Origin of the sequence: Paraburkholderia aromaticivorans, assembly GCF_002278075.1 — a bacterium.
Classification (GTDB): domain Bacteria; phylum Pseudomonadota; class Gammaproteobacteria; order Burkholderiales; family Burkholderiaceae; genus Paraburkholderia; species Paraburkholderia aromaticivorans.
Genome location: NZ_CP022990.1, coordinates 2,279,057 through 2,296,557 on the forward strand (window position 1 = coordinate 2,279,057; position 17,501 = coordinate 2,296,557).

Consider the following 17,501-nt stretch of genomic DNA (forward strand, 5'->3'; position numbering starts at 1 on the left):
ACCCGCATTACCGATTGCTTCGGCATTCGCCATCCCGCTTCGCCCGCGCGCGCAGGATTCCGCGAGGTTCGCGGCGCGGCTGCCTTAATCGCTTATCCATAGCCAAGGAGGCCAGCATGTATTTGACCCAGGGCCTGCATCGCTCGATACAGCAAAACCCGGATCGGGTGGCGATTTCGTTCAAAGGTCGCCGGCGGACTTTTCGCGAATTCGCGGACCGGGTGGCGCGTCTGGCGGCCGCATTGCGCGGCATGGGCATGACAGCGGATGACCGGGTCGGCATGCTCGCGCTCAATTCGGACCGCTACCTCGAATACGTGATGGGCGTATGGTGGGGCGGCGGTGTGTTGAACCCGGTCAACATCCGTTGGAGCGCGGCGGAGATCGCCTATTCGCTGAACGATTGCGACACGCGCATCCTGATCGTCGACGACCACTTCGTCGATATCGCGCGAGAGGTGTGCGCGCTGGCTCGGAGCGCGCCGATCCTGATTCACGCCGGCGACGGCGCGGCGCCACCCGGCATGCTCTCGTTCGACGCCCTGATCGCGGCCGCGGCGCCGATGCCGGACGCCGGCCGTGGTGGCGCGGATCTGGCGTGCATCATGTACACCGGCGGCACGACCGGCTTTCCGAAGGGCGTGATGCAGACGCATCTGAACATCTGGTCGTCGTGCATCATGCGGATCGCCGAGTCGGCGCCGTTGCCGCATAGCGCGGTTCTGCACGCGGCGCCTTTCTTCCATGTGGCGGGACTCGGGCGTGCGCTCGTGCAGTTCATTGCCGGCGAGTCGCACGTCGTCATTGCAGCCTTCGACGCGGGCGAAGTGCTCAAGGCGATCGGCGAAGAGCGCGTGAGCGACACACTGCTCGTACCGACCATGATCCAGGCGGTGCTCAACCATGCTGACTTTGCCCGCACCGACTTGAGCAGCCTGAAGCGCCTCACCTACGGTGCATCGCCGATCCCGGAAACGCTGCTGGACCGGTTGATCGAAGCCCTGCCCGGCATCCAGCTCGCGCATTCGTACGGAATGACCGAGGCGTGTCCGAGCATTTCGGCGAATTCGCCTTCCAATCACGACGAAGCGGGCCGCAAGAGCGGGCTGTATCGCTCGATCGGTCGCGGCTTGCCGGGCCTGATGGTGAAGGTGGTCGATGGCGACGGCGAGGAAGTGCCGCGCGGCATGGTCGGCGAGATCGTCGTGCGCGGGCCGAACGTCATGGCCGGCTACTGGAAGAAGCCCGAGGACACCGCGCAGGCCATTCGCGACGGCTGGCTACATACCGGCGACGGCGCTTACATGGACGCTCAGGGCTACCTCTACATCGTGGACCGCATCAAGGACATGATCGTCAGCGGTGGCGAGAACGTTTACTCCGCCGAAGTGGAAAGTGTGATCGCCCGCCATCCCGCGGTCGCCGCGTGCGCGGTCATCGGCATTCCGCACGACACGTGGGGCGAGGCCGTGCACGCCGTGGTCGTGTGCAAGCCTGGCGCGACGCCTGGAGAAGAAGAGATCCGAGAGCATTGCCGGCAGTTCATCGCCGGCTACAAATGCCCGAAGTCGCTCGAGTTCCGCGCGCAGTTGCCGCTGTCGAGCGCGGGCAAGGTGCTGAAGCGCGAAATCCGCGCGCCGTATTGGGCCGGCAGGGCGCGCGCCGTCAACTAGCCGGCCTCGCTACCCGGCCAGGGTGGTCCGGTTTGCTCCGCGTTCTGGCTTACTTCTACTCAGGCCACGCCGATCCAGGATCGGTGCCAACGAACAGCGGTGCGCCACGCGCGCCGTCATGCAAAACGGAGACTGGAGGGACGATGGGTGTTTTGAGCGGTATTCGCGTACTGGAATTCGAGGCCATCGGCCCGGGTCCTTTCGGCGCCATGCTGCTGGCCGATATGGGCGCGGACGTCTTGCGCATCGACCGGCCGCTTCCACCCCAGGACCTGGGGCCGAAGACCAACGGCAAGCGTGCCGACGTCACGGGGCGCGGGCGTCGCTCGGTCACGCTCGATCTGAAGCAACCGCAGGCGGCCGAGGCCGCACTCGATCTGATGTCGCGCGCCGATGTCGTGATCGAGGGTTTTCGGCCCGGCACGATGGAGCGTCTCGGGCTGGGGCCGCAAGCCGCTTTGGCGCGCAATCCTCGTCTCGTGTACGGCCGCATGACGGGGTGGGGCCAAACAGGGCCACTCGCGCAGCGGGCGGGTCACGATCTCAACTACATCGCATTGTCCGGCGTGTTGTCGGGCATCGGCCGCGCCGGCGAGGCGCCCGTGCCGCCGTTGAACCTCGTGGGCGACTATGGCGGTGGCGGCATGCTGCTGGCGTTGGGCGTGGTGGCGGCATTGTTGAACGTGCAGCGCGGCGGGGAGGGCCAGGTGGTCGACGCCGCAATGATCGAGGGGGCGGCGCAGCTGGGCTCGGTGATCTGGGGGCTGCTCGCCTCGGGCAACTGGCGCGAAGAGCGCGCCAGCAATCTGCTGGATGGCGGCACGCCGTGGTACGACAGCTATCGCACGAAAGACGGTGGCTATATGGCGGTCGGCGCGGTCGAGTCGCGCTTTTACGCGGAATTCCTGTCTAAGCTCGGCCTCGCGGAGGCGGGCCTGCCGGCACAGCACGACCGCAGCGGCTGGCCGGTGCTGCGTGAACGATTTGCCGCGGCATTTCTCAAGCGCACGCGCGACGAATGGTGCGCGGTGTTCGAAGGCAGCGACGCATGCGTCGCGCCGGTGTTGAGTTTCTCGGAAGCGCCGGCGCACCCGCAGCACCGCGCGCGCGGCAGCTTCGTCGAAGTGGCGGGCGTGGTCCAGCCGGCGCCGGCGCCGCGCTTTTCCGCGACGCCGTCGACGATCGCAAAACCCGCGCCGCAGCGTGGCGAACATGGGCTCGCCGCGTTGCGCGATTGGGGTTTCGACGAAGCCGCTGTCGAACGCATGCGCGAGCATGGCTTGAGTTACCGGCCGCAAGCGTAGGCGTCGTCAGAAAATCAAGTGGGATGTGGAGACAGCAAATGAAAGTATTGGTCGCGGTGAAACGCGTGGTGGACTTCAACGTCAAGGTTCGAGTCAAGTCGGACGGTTCGGGCGTCGACTTGGCGAACGTCAAGATGAGCATCAATCCGTTCGATGAAATCGCGGTCGAGGAAGCGGTGCGCCTGAGGGAAAAGGGCGTGGTCAGCGAAGTGATCGCGGTGTCGTGCGGCACGAACGCCTCGCAGGAAACCTTGCGCACGGCGATGGCGATCGGCGCGGATCGCGGCATTCTGGTCGAAACGGACGCAGAGTTGCAGCCGCTCGCGGTTGCCGGGCTGCTCAAGGCGCTGGTCGACAGGGAGCAGCCGCAACTGGTGATTCTCGGCAAGCAGGCCATCGACAACGACTGCAACCAGACCGGCCAGATGCTGGCGGCGCTCGCGGGTTTTGGGCAGGCCACGTTCGCGAGCCGCGTGGAGCTGTCGAACGATTGTGCGACCGTCACGCGGGAAATCGACGGTGGACTCGAGACGCTGCGGCTCAAGCTGCCCGCCGTGGTCACGAGCGACCTGCGCCTGAACGAGCCGCGCTATGCGACGCTGCCCAACATCATGAAGGCGAAGAAGAAGCCGCTGGATGTCGTCACGCCGGAGCAGCTGGGCGTGGATGTCACGCCGCGCCTTAAGGCGCTCGGCACGACGGAGCCGGCCGGACGCAGCGCGGGCGTGAAGGTGCCCGACGTCGCGGCGCTGGTCGCGAAGCTCAAGAACGAAGCGAAAGTCATCTGAGGGAATCGATATGACTGCATCCAATCAAGTGCTGGTCGTGGCTGAACACGACCAGGGGTCGATCAAGACAGCCACGCTGAACACGGTTGCGGCCGCGCTGCAATGCGGCGCCGAGGTTCATGTGCTCGTGGCCGGGTATCAAGCGACTGGCGCGGCAAACGCCGCTGCCGCGATCCAAGGCGTGGCGCGCGTGCTGCTCGCCGATGCGCGTCAACTCGCCGAGGGTCTCGCCGAAAATATCGCGGCCCAGGTTGTCGCGCTCGCCGCGGGTTATGGCCATGTCCTGTTTCCTGCCACCAGTGCGGGCAAGAACGTCGCGCCGCGCGTCGCGGCGCTGCTCGACGTGGCGCAGGTGTCGGATATCGTTCGCGTGGTGAGCCCGGACACGTTCCAGCGTCCCATTTACGCGGGCAATGCATTGGTGACGGTGCAAAGCGGCGATCCAGTGAAGGTGCTCACCGTGCGTGTGACGGGATTCGACGCTGTAGCGGCCGAAGGCGGCGCGGCGCAGATCGAACCCGTCGACGCGGTAGCGGATAGCGGTCTGTCCGCCTTCGTCGAGCGCGTGGTCGCGACAAGCGACCGGCCGGAACTCGGTGACGCGCGGATCGTCGTGAGCGGCGGCCGCGCGCTCGGCAGCAGCGACAGATTCAACGAAGTCCTCACACCGCTCGCCGACAAGCTCGGCGCCGCGCTCGGCGCAAGCCGCGCGGCGGTCGACGCGGGCTTTGCGCCGAATGACTGGCAAGTCGGTCAGACGGGCAAGATCGTCGCGCCGCAGCTGTATGTGGCGTGCGGTATCTCGGGCGCCATTCAGCACCTGGCGGGGATGAAAGATTCGAAGGTCATTGTCGCGATCAACAAGGATCCGGAGGCACCGATCTTCAGCATTGCAGATTACGGCCTGGAAGCCGATCTATTCGATGCTGTGCCGCAGCTGGTCGACGCGATCTGAGGCGTCTTCACGCAGCACCGGCGAGAAAGAGGGGCATCGCTGCGTCGCGCGGCGATGCCCCTCTTGCATTGTTACGACACCAGCGAATACCAGTGCGTACCGTCGTCGCGGAGTTCGCGTTGAACTTCGCCACACCCGATCAGATAGTTCAGGCACGCAAGGCTCTCACCCGTCGCGAGGCTCATCTGCGACATATCCTCTTCGCCGACCTTGCGCGCAAACAGCGCACCGAACACGTCGACGGCGCGCCGCGGTTCGCCGAGCGCTTGCCGCAAGCGATCGAGGCTGCGCTCCTGGCTGCGGCGCAGATGATCCAAACGCGCGTGCAGGCCGTAAAAACAGTCGTTGTGGGCCGGCAGCACCAGCACATCGTCCGGAACCTGCTCCTTCAGTTTTGCGATCGACGCATACCAGTCCGCCATCGGATTGGCGTCCGGTTCGAGCGGATACACCGATACGTTCGATGAGATCCGCGGCAGCACCTGGTCGCCGGAAAGGAGCAGCTTGAGTTCTGGGCAATACAGGCACGCGTGCTCAGGCGAATGTCCGGTGCCGACGATCACTCGCCACGTGTGCGCGCCAATCGCGAATTCCTCCGCGTCATGCAGGCGTCGGAAGCTGTCCGGCAGCGCATGAATGTGCTGCCCGAAGCGGCCAAAGCGCGAGCGATAGACTTCGATCGCCGCCGCGCTCCAGCCCGCCCGGCGGTAGAAATCCACGCCATCGTCGGGCGCCTCGCGGCCGGTGTCCGACGCGGCAACGCGGCAATTGAGGTATTCGAGGCGCGTCATCCACAGGCGGCAGTTGAAAGTCCGCGTGAGCCAGCCTGCCATGCCCACATGATCGGGGTGCATATGCGTGACGAACACGCGCGTGACAGGGCGTTCCGCGGAAGACTCGCTGCAAAGACGACGCCATAAGGCTGTCGCGGCGTCCGTGCGTGCTCCCGTATCGACGATAGCGCAGCCGTCGCCGTCCGCGATTGTCCACACGTTGATGTGATCGAGCGAGTAGGGCAGCGGCATGCGAATCCAGCGCACGTCCGGCGCAACCTCTATTGCGGTTCCGGACGCTGGAGGCGAATCGAAGGGATAGCGCACGGCAGGAAGCACGCTGCCGGTGGGCGCGACGCGGGTGTCGTCGGTCATGGTGGGTTGGGCTCCGGAAGACGTCGGCCAACTGACGAGGCGAGTGAGCGAGCGGCGCGAAGCGCCAGCGCCCAGTCGTCGAAGTGCAAACGCTGGCATGCGTTGCAACGCATGCCAGCGAAGACGAGACCCCGGAGAATGCCGGGACCGTAGGGATTACTGCAGATTGCCCGCGACCGCGATGGTCTGCCCCGTGATGTAGTTCGACTCGGGCGAGCAGAACAGATAGACGCCGCCGGCTGCTTCTTCGGGCGTGCCGCCGCGGCCGAGCGGATTGCGCTGCGCGTGCGTCTTGAGCATCTCGGGATTGAGGCCCACCCGGATATCGCGTCCTTCGATCTTCACGGTCGCACCGGCGTGAGCGTCCGCTGTCGTCATGCGGGTGTGGATCAGACCGAACGCGACGCAATTCACATTGACGTTAAAGCGCCCCCACTCACGGCTCAGCGCGCGCGTCATGCCGATCACGCCGGCCTTGGCCGACGAGTAGTTCATCTGTCCGGCATTGCCGTTGAGCGCGGACGTCGACGAGATGTTGACGATCTTGCGATACACGTCGCGGCCGGCTTCCTTGTCGGCGGCGTGCAGGGCTTTCACGTGCGGATAGGCAGCGCGCAGAATACGGAACGGCGCGGTCATATGGCAGTCGATGATCGCGTACCACTGTTCGTCGGTCATCTTCTGGATCACGTCGTCCCACGTGTAACCCGCGTTGTTGACGATGATGTCGATGCCCTTGTACGTGCTCATCGCCGTATTGATGAAGCGCTCTGCGAAGTCCGGCGCCCCCACGTTGCCCACGCAAGCCACGGCCTCAGCGCCCATCTTCTTCAATGCTTCGACCGTTTCGTGCGCCGGGTCGGCGTCGAGGTCGTTGATCACGAGGCGTGCGCCTTCGCTCGCCAGTTTCTCGGCGATCGCACGGCCGATGCCGCGACCCGAACCCGTGACGAGCGCCACTTTACCGTCAAGCTTACCCATTTCCTGTCTCCTTGATTGATGCAATTACAGGGCGATCACGGCGTCGCCGAGGACGCGCGGTTCGCCATATTGATTGGCCGTTTGAATCTCTACTTTCACGCGGCGCTCGCCATCGGCCTCGAACTTCTCGACGACCCGGCCACTGCACGTGATCCGGTGTCCGAGATGCGTGATGCCGACGAAGCGCACGCCGAAGTGCCGCAGTTGCCGCTGATCGACCCAACCGTTCAGCAAGCGCCCCACGTACGCCATCGACAGCATGCCGTGAGCGAATACGTCGGGCATGCCGCTGCGGCGCGCGAAATCGAGATCGATGTGGACCGCGTTGTGATCGCCCGAAGCGCCGGCAAAGAGCGCCAGCGTCGTGCGGTCGATGGGCGCGAGCGTCAGCGGCGGCAGCGTGTCGCCCACCTTGATGTCGTCGAAGCTCAATGTGCTCATTCGTGTCTCCTCAGCGGTTGCGGTGGACCAGCACACTGCGCAGATCGGCCACATGCTCGCCTTTCTGGTTGGTCACGCGTGTTTCGCGTACTACGAAATCGAGTGCGCCGCCTTTCTTGTCGTAGATATCGGCAATGTGGCATTCGAACAGCAGCACGTCGCCGGCATAGGCCATCCGGTGATAGGCGAACGACTGTTCACCGTGCAGGATGCGCGCGACCTGAATGCCGATCTCGTCGCGCCAGCTCTTGTCCGGCTGCTCCAGTTCGAGTGAGAACAGGAAGGTGGGCGGCAACGGCAGATTCGGGTGGCCGGCGTCGCGAGCCGCGGATTCGTCGACGTAGATCGGGTTGGTTTCGCCGGTGGCTTTGGCGAAGAACCGCAACCGGCCCGCCTCGGCCACGGTGCGAAACGCGGGAACGACTTTGCCGATGTGTTTTTTATCGATCATCTCGAGCGCTCCGTTGGAAGTGGCGCATTACGCGGCCTTGTACACGGTCGTGACGCATGCTCCGCCGAGCCCCAGATTGTGCGCAAGCGCGACCTTCGCGCCTTCGACCTGGCGTTGCTCGGCAGTGCCGCGCAGTTGATGCGTCAGTTCGTAGCACTGCGCGAGACCGGTAGCGCCCAACGGATGCCCCTTCGACAACAGGCCGCCCGACGGGTTGACCACCCACTTGCCGCCATACGTGTTGTCGCCGTCGTTGACGAGCTTTTCCGCTTCGCCCTCTGCGCACAGACCCAGACCTTCGTAGGTCAGCAGCTCGTTCTGCGCGAAACAGTCGTGCAGTTCGATTACGTCGATGTCTTCCGGACCGACGCCGGCCTGCTCATAAGCGAGCTTCGCGCCGGCGCGCGTCATGTCGAAACCGACCACGCGGATCATGTCGCGCGAGTCGTACGTGCTGGGCAGGTCGGTGGTAAGGGACTGGCCGGCAATCAGCACGTCGGTGCGCAAGCCGCGTTGGCGGGCGAACTTCTCCGACACCACGATGGCCGCAGCCGCGCCGCAGGTCGGCGGGCACGCCATCAGACGGGTGAGCACGCCTTCCCAGATCATCGGCGACGCCAGCACTTCTTCCGGCGTCACGACGGTGCGGAACACGGCCAGCGGATTGCGGGCCGCGTGCCGGCTCGCTTTCGCGCGAATCTTCGCGAACGTTTCGAGCTTGGTGCCGTACTTCTCCATGTGAGCCCGGCCCGCACCGCTGAACTGACGAATCGCGCCCGGCAGGTCGGTGCGATCCACCAGTTCGTTGACCAGATTCAACGCACGTTCGAGCGCGGGTGCACGGTCGCTCCATTTCGACGACAGCGCGCCTGGCTGCATGAATTCGAACCCGACCGCGAGCGCGCAATCGACCGCGCCGCTTTGCACCGCCTGGCGCGCGAGGAACAAGGCCGATGAGCCCGTCGCGCAGTTGTTGTTCACGTTGATGACGGGAATGCCGGTCATGCCGACGTGATAGAGCGCTTTCTGACCGCAGGTCGAATCGCCGTACACATAGCCGGCGTAGGCCTGCTGCACTTCCGCGTAATCGATTCCCGCGTCGGCCAGTGCTTCGCGCACAGCGCCCGCGCCCATTACGTCGTAGGGGTCGCTGGTGCCGGGCTTTTTGAACGGAATCATGCCGACACCGGCGACGAACACGTTACGAGTCATATCACTGCTCCTTGGAAATGGAATATTCGAATTACAGCTTGCGGGAGATGAGGTCGCGCATGACCTCGCTCGTGCCGCCATAGATACGGTTGACGCGTGCGTCGGCGAACGCGCGGGCCACGGGGTACTCCAGCATGTAGCCGTAGCCGCCGTGCAGCTGCACCATGTCGTCGAGCGCCTTGCCGAGCGACTCCGTCGCGAACAGCTTGGCGATCGCCGCTTCTTCCAGCGTCAGACGCCGGCGCACGTGCTCGGCGAGGTAGTGGTCGACCAGCACGCGCACGGCGGTTGCCTGCGCCTTGATGTCGGCCAGCTTGAACTTCGTGTTCTGGAAGTCCCATACGGTCTGATTGAAGGCCCGGCGGTCCTTGACGTAGTTGATCGTGTGCTCGAGGCAGGCTTCGAGTTTTGCGGCCGCGCCGATCGCGATCGAGAGCCGCTCCTGCGGCAGTTCGCCCATCAGGTAAGCGAAGCCCTTGCCCTCTTCGCCGAGACGATTGCTCACGGGAACGCGCACGTTGTCGAAGAACAGCTCGGCAGTGTCCTGCGAGTGCATGCCCACCTTGTCGAGCTTGCGGCCGCGGCGGAAGCCTTCACGGGCCGCTTCGACGACGACGAGGCTGACGCCTTTGGAACCCGCGCTCGGATCGGTCTTACAGACCAGGATGATCAGATCGGCGTTCAGGCCGTTGCTGATGAAGGTCTTGCTGCCGTTGATCACATACTCGTCGCCGTCGCGCAGGGCGGTGGTGCGAATCGCCTTCAGGTCGCTGCCGGTGCCGGGCTCGGTCATGCCGATCGCGAGAATGGATTCGCCGCTGCAGGCCTTCGGCAACCATTTCTGCTTCTGTTCCTCATTGCCGATGCGAGCGATATACGGCGCGATGATGTCGGAGTGCACGCCAAAGCCCAGGCCGCTCAGGCCGGCGCGATTGACTTCCTCGTTGAGGATCGCGGCGTGGCCGAAGTCGCCGCCTCCGCCGCCGTATTCCGTCGGCAGCGTGAGGCACAGCAAGCCCTCGCGGCCCGCTTTCAGCCACGTCTCGCGGTCGACGCGGCCGGCCTTGTCCCACTCGACCTGTTTAGGCGTGCACTCGCGCTCCAGGAAGCGACGCACCGTGGTGCGCAGCATTTCATGATCCTCACGAAAAACGGTACGGGTAATTTGCATCACTAAATTCCTGAAAATGAATGCGGCGTGGTTCGATAGACGGCGTTATCGCGCGCGGGCGATATGCGCTGCAGGTTCCGGGTGGTAGAGCTGTTCGATCAGATGGGCACGGCGTGCGCGGGTCACGGCCTGGTTCACGTAGCCTTTTTCGGCAATCTCATTGGCGTCGATCGAAGGGGGTTCGGCCATCAGCATCAAGCGTTCAATGGTCCGGCTGGCGCCGCCGCCTTTATGGCCGGCGAGACGTTCGCGCAGCGCGGCGACCACGACCGGATGCTCGACCAGCGCGGCCGCGTCGAGCTCGGCGAGTTCGGGTGCAAGGCGCCGGCAGGCGGCGACGTTCGGCCAGGCCAGCGCGGCGAGAAATTCGTGGTCGTGGCCGCAGATCACGGCATCCGAGATGAGCGGAGCGCATAGATCGAGCAAGCCCAGCCGCACCGCGCCGGTTCGCACCCAGGTTCCGTTCGTCAGCTTGAAGTCTTCGACCACCCGGCCGGCGAAGAGCAGGCCCTCGGCCGGGTCTTCCGGATTGGCGAGGCGCACGGCATCGCCGAGGCGGAAGTAACCTTCGTCGTCGAACGCGGCGGCGGTGAGCGCGGCATTGCCGATATAGCCGGCAAACACATTCGCGCCGCGCATGCGGATTTCGTAGCGGCCGTCGCCGCCTTCGAGCGGCAGGAGCTTCACCTCGGAGCCCGGCACTGGGCCGCCGATGTTGCCGAGATCGCTCGAAGGCCAGCCGCAGTAGGTGCCCATGCCGCTCGTTTCGGTGCAGGCAAGGCCCGTGGAGAAGACGATGCGCTTGCCGATGGTATCCACCGCCACACGCTGGATGCGATGCCACACGTCCGACGGCAAGCTTGCTCCGCCGTAGCCGAAATACTGCACATTGGCGAACAGGCTGCGCGCGAGCACGGGGTCGCGCTCCAGTTCACCTGCCAGCACCGCCCATGCGGAAGGCACGCTGGTGAAAACCGTGGGCGACACTTCACGCAGGTTGCGCACGGTGCGTTCGATCAGACCAGGGACCGGGCGGCCGTCGTCGATATAGTGAGTCGCGCCGAATTGCACGGAGCGCCCGATGTTCAGCACGCCGCCAAGGCCGTGGTGCCACGGCAGCCAGTCGAGAAACACCGGTTGCGATTCGCGCAGCCAGCCGAGATTGTCGGCGTAGTAGGCGGCGACCGCCTTGAAGTTGCGGTAAGCAAGCGGCACGCCTTTCGGCGTTCCGGTCGAGCCCGACGTGAAGAGGACGCGGACGGTGTCGTCCTTACGGATGGCCGCGTGCGCCGCGGCAACGGCGGCGACGCGCGCCGGCGTCATCTCGGCGGCCAGCAGGTCGGCCCATGCACGTTGCGAGGGTTGGACGTTGTGTGCGGCGATGACCGGCGTTGCCGCCAGTTCGTCGATTGCGAGCGCGCGTTCGAACGAGGCCGCGTCCTGCACGAACACGGCTGCGGGCGGCACCAGTTCGAGCACGCCTTTCAGGCGCGCGAAGTTTTTGCTGAGCGTGGAATAGGCTGGTGAAACCGGTGCGGCAGGAATGCCGACATACTCGGCCGCGAGCAGAAGCACCGCCTGTTCGATCGAATTGCCCGAGAGCAGGACCAGTGGACGCTGCTGGCCAAGGCCCATTTCGAGCAGGCACGCAGCGACCGTTTGCAACTGACGCCACAGGTCGCGCCAGCTGATCGTGCGCCATGCGCCGCTGCCGTCGCGTTCGCGGAACGCCGGACTATCGCCGCGGCTCTCGGCCCATTCGGGAATGAAATCGGCGAAGCTGTTGTGCGCGATGTCGGGGGGCGGGCTGGCGGAACTCAGCATCAACGTGCCGTCGGGGCGGCGTTCGACGCGCGGACGACGTTCCGGAAAGCGTACGGGACGGTAAGGGGCTGCCGTGTATTCACTAGCCATGAGCGTAGTCATTACGCTTGTCTCCTGAGCTTCAGCGCGCGACAGGGTGCGCGCCGGCGTTTGTTGTGAGAGGCGCGCCTGCCGTGAACGGCTGCGCGCGACCCCTTGACTTATAGAATAGTGGCTCGTGGCCACGAGCGAACCACCCGAGGTGGGTAGCGAGGCGGGATGCAGCAGAGGGGTGAGGGACTACCCGGAGGAACACGTAAAGAGGCAGGCGCGTCAGTCGGTCTCTTCACCGGCAACGGGCGTCGAGCCCAGTTCGAGATCGCGCACGCGTGCCACAGCCTCGTCACGGCTGGTCACGCCGAGTTTGCCGTAGATGTTCTTCAGATGCCACTTGACGGTCTCTGGCGAAATGCCGAGCGTGCGGGCAATCTTCTTGTTCGGCAATGCCTGTGCAAGCAGGCCGACAACCCGTGTTTCGCGCTCGCTCAGCGTCTCGGCGGCAGTGGGCGGCGCGCTTCGGCTGGCGGGTTTGACGGCCGGCTCCGCGCCGCTAGCCGAGGTGGCCTTTCGCGCCGCTTGCAGCCGGTTCACATAGAAGGACAAAACCGGATCGTGCGCCTCGCTTTTCACCACCGTGGTAATGAGATCCAACGCGCCGGGGTCGGCGTCGAGCAAGCCGCGCACGAGCCCCAGCCGGTGGCCTCGGCGCAGCGCGGCGAGCACGGCTTCGCGCGCGGCGTCGGGCCGACCGCGCCGGGCGTCGACGATGGCGGCTTGCATCTGGAAGTGCGCAATGTGCCGTTGCCAGCCGCGCGCTTCGCAGAATGGGATCAGTGCCTGAAGACGGCTCGCGGCGCCCTCGAAATCCTCGTGGGCGATACACCAGTTGATGTGCGAGCGCTCCGCCATGGCGTGGATTTCCGCGGCAGTGCCTGCCGCCGTGGCCACCACGCGGGCCGCGATCATGTCGAGCCGGGCGAGGCCGGCTTCCGCTGCATCGAACTGACCGCTCAGCAGATGGCGATGAATCTGCTCGGCCAAGCTATGCGCGACGAGCCGTGGCAAGCCGTACTGCGTCGCGTATTCTTCGAGGCGCTCGAGATACGCGAAGGCGTCGAGGCGATGTCCCGCTTCCCAATGAACCGCCGACAGCACAGTCAGCACCCGCAATACGGAGTCGGGAATCGACACGCGTTCGAGCACGTCGACACGGTCCTCCAGGAGTTTGCGGGCCGCGTCGAATTCGTTGAATTCGTACAGCACTTCGCCGAGCAGCGCCGCCGCGAAACACGCCGCTTCGGCGGCCGCGCTGCCGAGTTGATCGGCTTCAAACAGAACGTCGCGACTGATGCGCTCCACCTGAATGAACCTGCCCTCCAACGCGTAGCTGAAGCCGGCGATGCAGCGGCCGTTCAGCGTGCCGGCCGGCGTGCCCACGAGCGGTGCGCCGCTCACGAGCGGTCGCGGCGCCTCGCTCTGAACGCGCCGCGCTTCATCGTATTCACCGCGGCGCATGTAGATCCACGACAGCAGATTGTTGCGGGCGCCTACGGTGAGGCTGTCGGCGTGAGCGGGGATTTGCCGCAGGTGCGGCAACACCGATATCGCCTCGTCCGTGTCGTCGCGCTGGACGGCCAGAGCGACCTGCAACAGGATCAGCCGGTAGCGCGAATTCGCATCGCTTTCGGGGATATCCAATTGCAGGCGCGCGATGGCTGCGGCGCATGCATCAAATTCACGCGCATACAGTTGCAGATGCACCATCCACAGGCGCAGTCCGATACGCGACTGCACTTCGGCGAGCGGAAGCATGCGTATCAGCCTGACCAGCTTGCGCAGGTCGCCTTCGATCTGCATGGTCCGGGCAACGCGTAGCACGAGATCGGCGGCCGCGGCCGGCTCGCCCGCGAGTAACGCATGGCGCACGGCGTCGTCGGGCTGGCGATGGTCGCGAAACCAGATCCACGCCGCCAGATGCACCTCGCGCTGGTGCAGTTCGCTGCGTGCACGAAAACGCTCGAGCAGCGTCTCGCGAAAGAGCGGGTTCAGCCGATACCAGGTCTCGCTACCCGAACTCTCGATCGGCGCGATGAACAGGTTGTCGTTGTCCAGTCTGGTCAGCAACGCCCGCACTTCGGCAGGCGACTGCCTGTCGCCGATCAATGCGATGCACAGCGGCGCGCATACCCGGGTGCAGCTCGCCATCCGCACCAGCATCTCCACCTCGGGAGGCGCAAGGCGCGACAGCACTTCGCGTTCGAAATACGCGGCAAAGCCGCGCGCGTCCAGAAGTTGGGTGTTCGCAAGCGGATCTGACGGTGCGAGATCCGTTGTGCCTTGCTTCTTTCCTTTCAGACGCATGGCGAAGAGTTGCAGTCCCGCCACCCAGCCGTCGGTCAATTCGTGCATGTGACGCGCTTCGCGCTGGCCGATTTCGCCCAACCGGGCCTTGAGGAAGGCTTCGGATTCGGCGGCCGTGAAACGCAGATCGCGCATGTCCAGTTCCAGCACGAGGCCCTGGTCGCGTGGGCGTCCCAGCGAAAGAGGCACCGTGCCGCGCGAGACGAATACCAGATGGAAGTTCGCCGGCGCGTAGTCGAGCAGCCATTGCAATGCTTCGTGATTGCGGGCGTTGGCAACGTGATGCAGGTCGTCCAGCACCAGCACCACATCGTTCGAATGCGCGGCGATACCGCGCACGAGGGCGATGACGGTGCGCTCGACCGCTTCGTCGTCCATACCGCGGCCGCCCAGCAAGGTCGCTTCGTGGCACATCGCCGGGTCGACCTGAGCGAGGCTGGCAACGAGGTAGTCGAGAAAATGCGCCAGTTCGTTATCTTCCGGCACGAGTGTCAGCCAGGCGATATCGAAACCGAGCGAAAGCAAAGCTTCGCGCCAGGCGATCAGCAGCGTCGTCTTGCCGCAACCGGCAGGTCCTTGAAGCACGACGCACCGGTTGCGCCGAGCGTCGAGTAACTGGGCTAGCAGTCGTTCGCGCGCGACGACGCGGGCGGTACTGCGCGGCGCAATCAAACGGGGATCAGCTCGGGATTCCGCGGCGCCGCCTTGGGAGCGGCGTGGGTCCACGGGAGGGGAATTCTGCGGCATCGTGACCTGCGCCTTGCGCGCCCCGGCTTCGCGCCTGGTCGGCGAGGGCCAAAGGACGAAATGATAATCGGCTCATTGTAGCGCAGCGCAGGTAGCGGTTTCGCAGCCGGCAGGACAGTGTCTTCCCCAATCATCGCTGGTCCGGCGGGCGGCGTGCGCCGGCGGTCCGCCCTTGCCCTTCGCTTACCCCTTGCCCCGGTTCCCGATTGCGCCGCAACGCGAATTGCACGACCTCGCCACCCGCGCGCCATGCGTGACAGGTGTCGACCATTGGATGAGCCGGTGCGCCGATTGCCGGGTCTGCAGCCTCGCCCCTGGCCGGGGCGGCCTTGTGCCAACCCATCAATGTCTGGATGGCGGTCGTGGCAATGGGACCGAGCAACTCGGTCAGATGCGTGCAGCCTTTCGGACCGCTCAGGCGGCTCTTGACCTCCTTCATGAAGCCCGCGCCGATGGTTACGCCCTCGAGGCCGGCATAGGCCTCGTTGATCTCCGTGCAAAAGCGGCTCGGCGCGGAGTGGGTATGAGCCTCGATACGATGGATCACAAGGTTCGAATCGATCGTGACGACGATGCGCATGTCGTGAATCGGTGAGCCGGCCGGCACGGTTTTGAAGAGCAGATTCGAGTCTTCCGCCTTCGTATCGCGGATGTGTCCTTCGATGTCGAACAGGCCGTCGCTTCGTTCGAAGCCCATGCATTCGACACGGCGTGTGTGCACGAGCCGCCGCGCTGGAGGATTCGATGGAATGGCAGACATGGATATCTCGTGGGCGGAAGCAATCATTCGATTGATGGGAGACGAATCAGACCGGGCTCTCGTCGCAACGCGGACAGCGCATGTTCCGCCGCCACGATCGCGTCGGCCCTTGAGTGATCGATATCACTGAGCCTATTTGAACGCCGGACGCCAGCCGCCCCCTATGTCGGGGGGGCGGCTTCGGCGCGTATCGCTACACCTTCATCGCTCGGGGTATTCCCGTCCCCCCTCTGTTCGGGTAGGTCATCTGCCCGGACGTGCCTGCAATATGGGCTCGCTGCGGTCGGCCGGGCTATGGCCGACCGTCGTCCCGGCGGACATCTGCATGAGTTGGCTTGCCCCGTGTCCGTCGGACACGGTAAACACAAAGAGGAGACATGCATGCGTTTTATGAGTCAGAGCATTTGCGGCGCCACATTGATTCTCGCCGCTGGAGGAGCGGCGGCCCAATCGAGCGTGACGTTGTACGGGGTAGCGGACGTGTTCGTCCAGTATCTGGATAATGGTGGAAAACATTCGTATTCCGAACGAAGCGGCGGTTCCACGGGTTCCCTGTTCGGCCTGAAGGGGACCGAAGAACTCGGTAACGGGCTGAAGGCGGTGTTCGACGTCGAAACCGGCTTCAACATCAACAACGGCGCCTTTTTTGCCGACAGTACGGCGATGTTCTACCGGCAGTCGTGGGTGGGGCTGAAGCACGACTCCTATGGCCAACTGAGCTTCGGCCGCCAGTATCAGCCGAGCTTCTGGGCCGTCTACTTCACCGATCCGTTCCGCGGTAACGAAGTCATGTCGCCGCTCGCAGCGGCCGACCTCGCCGGCGCAACCGACCGGTCCACGCTCGCCACGCAGTACGTGTCCGGACGCACCAGCAACTCGATCTTCTACTCATCGCCCGACATGAGAGGCGTGCACGTCTACGCCATGTACGGCATGCCGACCACGGTGACGCAACCCGTGCCGGTTCGATCCGGCGCGATGGTCGACCTGGCCGCGAGCTATTCGGGCTATGGTTTTTACGCCGGTGTCGGTTACCAATATCAGCATGGGTCGCAGGAGAGCGCGCCGCTGGTGCCCACTGCCCCGACGCTGCTGACCACATTCGACCTGATGGGCACGGAGCACTTCACCGGCGCACTGGCATACCGGCTGGGCATCGTGAATTTCCAGTTCAACTATTCGTACAACCGGCCAAAGGATGCGCCCGCCGGCGCACTGGTCACTGTCACGCCCACCGTCAAGTTGCCGCTGGCTTCGCTGGTTCACTCGTACAGCATTATCGAGCTGGGCGCGACGATTCAGGCGACACCCGTGGACGTGATCGAAATCGCCGGCATCGAGCGGGATGTGCGTGGCGTTCACGACAATACGCCGGGTATCGAAGTCGGCGTCGACCACAGCCTGTCCAAGCGTACGAGCCTTTACATGCGGGCCGGTTATCTGAAGAACAACGGCAGCGCAAACATGAGCTGGCCGGGTGTGACGGGAGTCGCCAGCGGTTCGAAGCAAGTTCTCGCCGTGCTCGGCATGACACATCGCTTCTGACGACGGTACGCGCGAGCGGGGACGCTGCCCGGCGGCGTCGCTTGTGAGCGCTGTCGTGAGCGCTGTCGCCACTGCTTTCAACGGGTCCAACATAACAACAG

General features: G+C 64.8%; 14 protein-coding genes. 5 read left to right on the forward strand and 9 right to left on the reverse strand.

The genetic code is table 11. From position 1 onward, the window contains the following. Positions 1-116: 116 nt before the first annotated feature. The 4 genes from CJU94_RS29815 (at position 117) to CJU94_RS29830 (ending at position 4,720) form a co-directional block, all read left to right on the forward strand. Positions 117-1,673 carry a long-chain-fatty-acid--CoA ligase gene (locus tag CJU94_RS29815; protein ID WP_095422169.1) on the forward strand — a complete coding sequence of 519 codons (1,557 nt, stop codon included), beginning with the start codon at positions 117-119 and terminating at the stop codon, positions 1,671-1,673. Positions 1,674-1,816: 143 nt separating this feature from the next. Next, on the forward strand, positions 1,817-2,977 hold the full coding sequence (locus CJU94_RS29820) for a CaiB/BaiF CoA transferase family protein (protein WP_095422170.1): 1,161 nt from the start codon (positions 1,817-1,819) through the stop codon (positions 2,975-2,977). A gap of 38 nt (positions 2,978-3,015) precedes the next feature. After that, the gene (locus CJU94_RS29825) at positions 3,016-3,765 is read left to right on the forward strand and encodes an electron transfer flavoprotein subunit beta/FixA family protein (protein WP_095422171.1); all 750 of its coding nucleotides are present in this window, start codon (positions 3,016-3,018) and stop codon (positions 3,763-3,765) included. 10 nt (positions 3,766-3,775) lie between these two features. Continuing rightward, positions 3,776-4,720, forward strand: coding sequence for an electron transfer flavoprotein subunit alpha/FixB family protein (locus CJU94_RS29830; protein ID WP_095422172.1), 945 nt, complete (start codon positions 3,776-3,778; stop codon positions 4,718-4,720). 71 nt (positions 4,721-4,791) lie between these two features. On the opposite strand, the gene CJU94_RS29835 is transcribed toward CJU94_RS29830, so the two are convergent. From CJU94_RS29835 to CJU94_RS29875, 9 genes are all read right to left on the reverse strand, one after another. Continuing rightward, positions 4,792-5,868, reverse strand: coding sequence for an MBL fold metallo-hydrolase (locus CJU94_RS29835; protein WP_095422173.1), 1,077 nt, complete (start codon positions 5,866-5,868; stop codon positions 4,792-4,794). A gap of 156 nt (positions 5,869-6,024) precedes the next feature. Next, a complete protein-coding gene (locus CJU94_RS29840) occupies positions 6,025-6,849 on the reverse strand; it encodes an SDR family NAD(P)-dependent oxidoreductase (RefSeq protein WP_095422174.1) in 825 nt (274 codons plus the stop codon). Positions 6,850-6,873: 24 nt separating this feature from the next. Then, entirely contained in the window at positions 6,874-7,290 is a 417-nt protein-coding gene (locus tag CJU94_RS29845) for a MaoC family dehydratase (protein WP_095422175.1), read from the reverse strand. Positions 7,291-7,300: 10 nt separating this feature from the next. Continuing rightward, complete coding sequence (locus CJU94_RS29850) at positions 7,301-7,741, reverse strand: MaoC family dehydratase N-terminal domain-containing protein (protein ID WP_095422176.1); 441 nt, start codon at positions 7,739-7,741, stop codon at positions 7,301-7,303. A 27-nt stretch (positions 7,742-7,768) separates the two neighbouring features. After that, complete coding sequence (locus CJU94_RS29855; protein ID WP_095422177.1) at positions 7,769-8,953, reverse strand: lipid-transfer protein; 1,185 nt, start codon at positions 8,951-8,953, stop codon at positions 7,769-7,771. 31 nt (positions 8,954-8,984) lie between these two features. After that, a complete protein-coding gene (locus CJU94_RS29860; RefSeq protein ID WP_095422178.1) occupies positions 8,985-10,124 on the reverse strand; it encodes an acyl-CoA dehydrogenase family protein in 1,140 nt (379 codons plus the stop codon). Positions 10,125-10,169: 45 nt separating this feature from the next. Beyond that, entirely contained in the window at positions 10,170-12,050 is a 1,881-nt protein-coding gene (locus CJU94_RS29865) for a feruloyl-CoA synthase (protein ID WP_095422179.1), read from the reverse strand. A 210-nt stretch (positions 12,051-12,260) separates the two neighbouring features. Beyond that, a complete protein-coding gene (locus CJU94_RS29870; RefSeq protein WP_095422180.1) occupies positions 12,261-15,095 on the reverse strand; it encodes a winged helix-turn-helix domain-containing protein in 2,835 nt (944 codons plus the stop codon). Positions 15,096-15,225: 130 nt separating this feature from the next. Then, on the reverse strand, positions 15,226-15,855 hold the full coding sequence (locus CJU94_RS29875; protein ID WP_095422181.1) for a DUF2889 domain-containing protein: 630 nt from the start codon (positions 15,853-15,855) through the stop codon (positions 15,226-15,228). Positions 15,856-16,236: 381 nt separating this feature from the next. Here CJU94_RS29875 and CJU94_RS29880 point away from each other — a divergent pair, with 381 nt between their 5' ends. Next, positions 16,237-17,400: a porin gene (locus CJU94_RS29880; protein WP_095422182.1), complete on the forward strand. Its 1,164-nt coding sequence runs from the start codon at positions 16,237-16,239 to the stop codon at positions 17,398-17,400. Positions 17,401-17,501: the final 101 nt, after the last annotated feature.

Bases quoted from the DNA above. Each gene is read 5' to 3' on its own strand.
- CJU94_RS29815 (WP_095422169.1), top strand. From the start codon at position 117: ATGTATTTGACCCAGGGCCTGCATCGCTCGATACAGCAAAACCCGGAT.
- CJU94_RS29820 (WP_095422170.1), top strand. From the start codon at position 1,817: ATGGGTGTTTTGAGCGGTATTCGCGTACTGGAATTCGAGGCCATCGGC.
- CJU94_RS29825 (WP_095422171.1), top strand. From the start codon at position 3,016: ATGAAAGTATTGGTCGCGGTGAAACGCGTGGTGGACTTCAACGTCAAG.
- CJU94_RS29830 (WP_095422172.1), top strand. From the start codon at position 3,776: ATGACTGCATCCAATCAAGTGCTGGTCGTGGCTGAACACGACCAGGGG.
- CJU94_RS29835 (WP_095422173.1), bottom strand. From the start codon at position 5,868: ATGACCGACGACACCCGCGTCGCGCCCACCGGCAGCGTGCTTCCTGCC.
- CJU94_RS29840 (WP_095422174.1), bottom strand. From the start codon at position 6,849: ATGGGTAAGCTTGACGGTAAAGTGGCGCTCGTCACGGGTTCGGGTCGC.
- CJU94_RS29845 (WP_095422175.1), bottom strand. From the start codon at position 7,290: ATGAGCACATTGAGCTTCGACGACATCAAGGTGGGCGACACGCTGCCG.
- CJU94_RS29850 (WP_095422176.1), bottom strand. From the start codon at position 7,741: ATGATCGATAAAAAACACATCGGCAAAGTCGTTCCCGCGTTTCGCACC.
- CJU94_RS29855 (WP_095422177.1), bottom strand. From the start codon at position 8,953: ATGACTCGTAACGTGTTCGTCGCCGGTGTCGGCATGATTCCGTTCAAA.
- CJU94_RS29860 (WP_095422178.1), bottom strand. From the start codon at position 10,124: ATGCAAATTACCCGTACCGTTTTTCGTGAGGATCATGAAATGCTGCGC.
- CJU94_RS29865 (WP_095422179.1), bottom strand. From the start codon at position 12,050: ATGACTACGCTCATGGCTAGTGAATACACGGCAGCCCCTTACCGTCCC.
- CJU94_RS29870 (WP_095422180.1), bottom strand. From the start codon at position 15,095: ATGCCGCAGAATTCCCCTCCCGTGGACCCACGCCGCTCCCAAGGCGGC.
- CJU94_RS29875 (WP_095422181.1), bottom strand. From the start codon at position 15,855: ATGTCTGCCATTCCATCGAATCCTCCAGCGCGGCGGCTCGTGCACACA.
- CJU94_RS29880 (WP_095422182.1), top strand. From the start codon at position 16,237: ATGCGTTTTATGAGTCAGAGCATTTGCGGCGCCACATTGATTCTCGCC.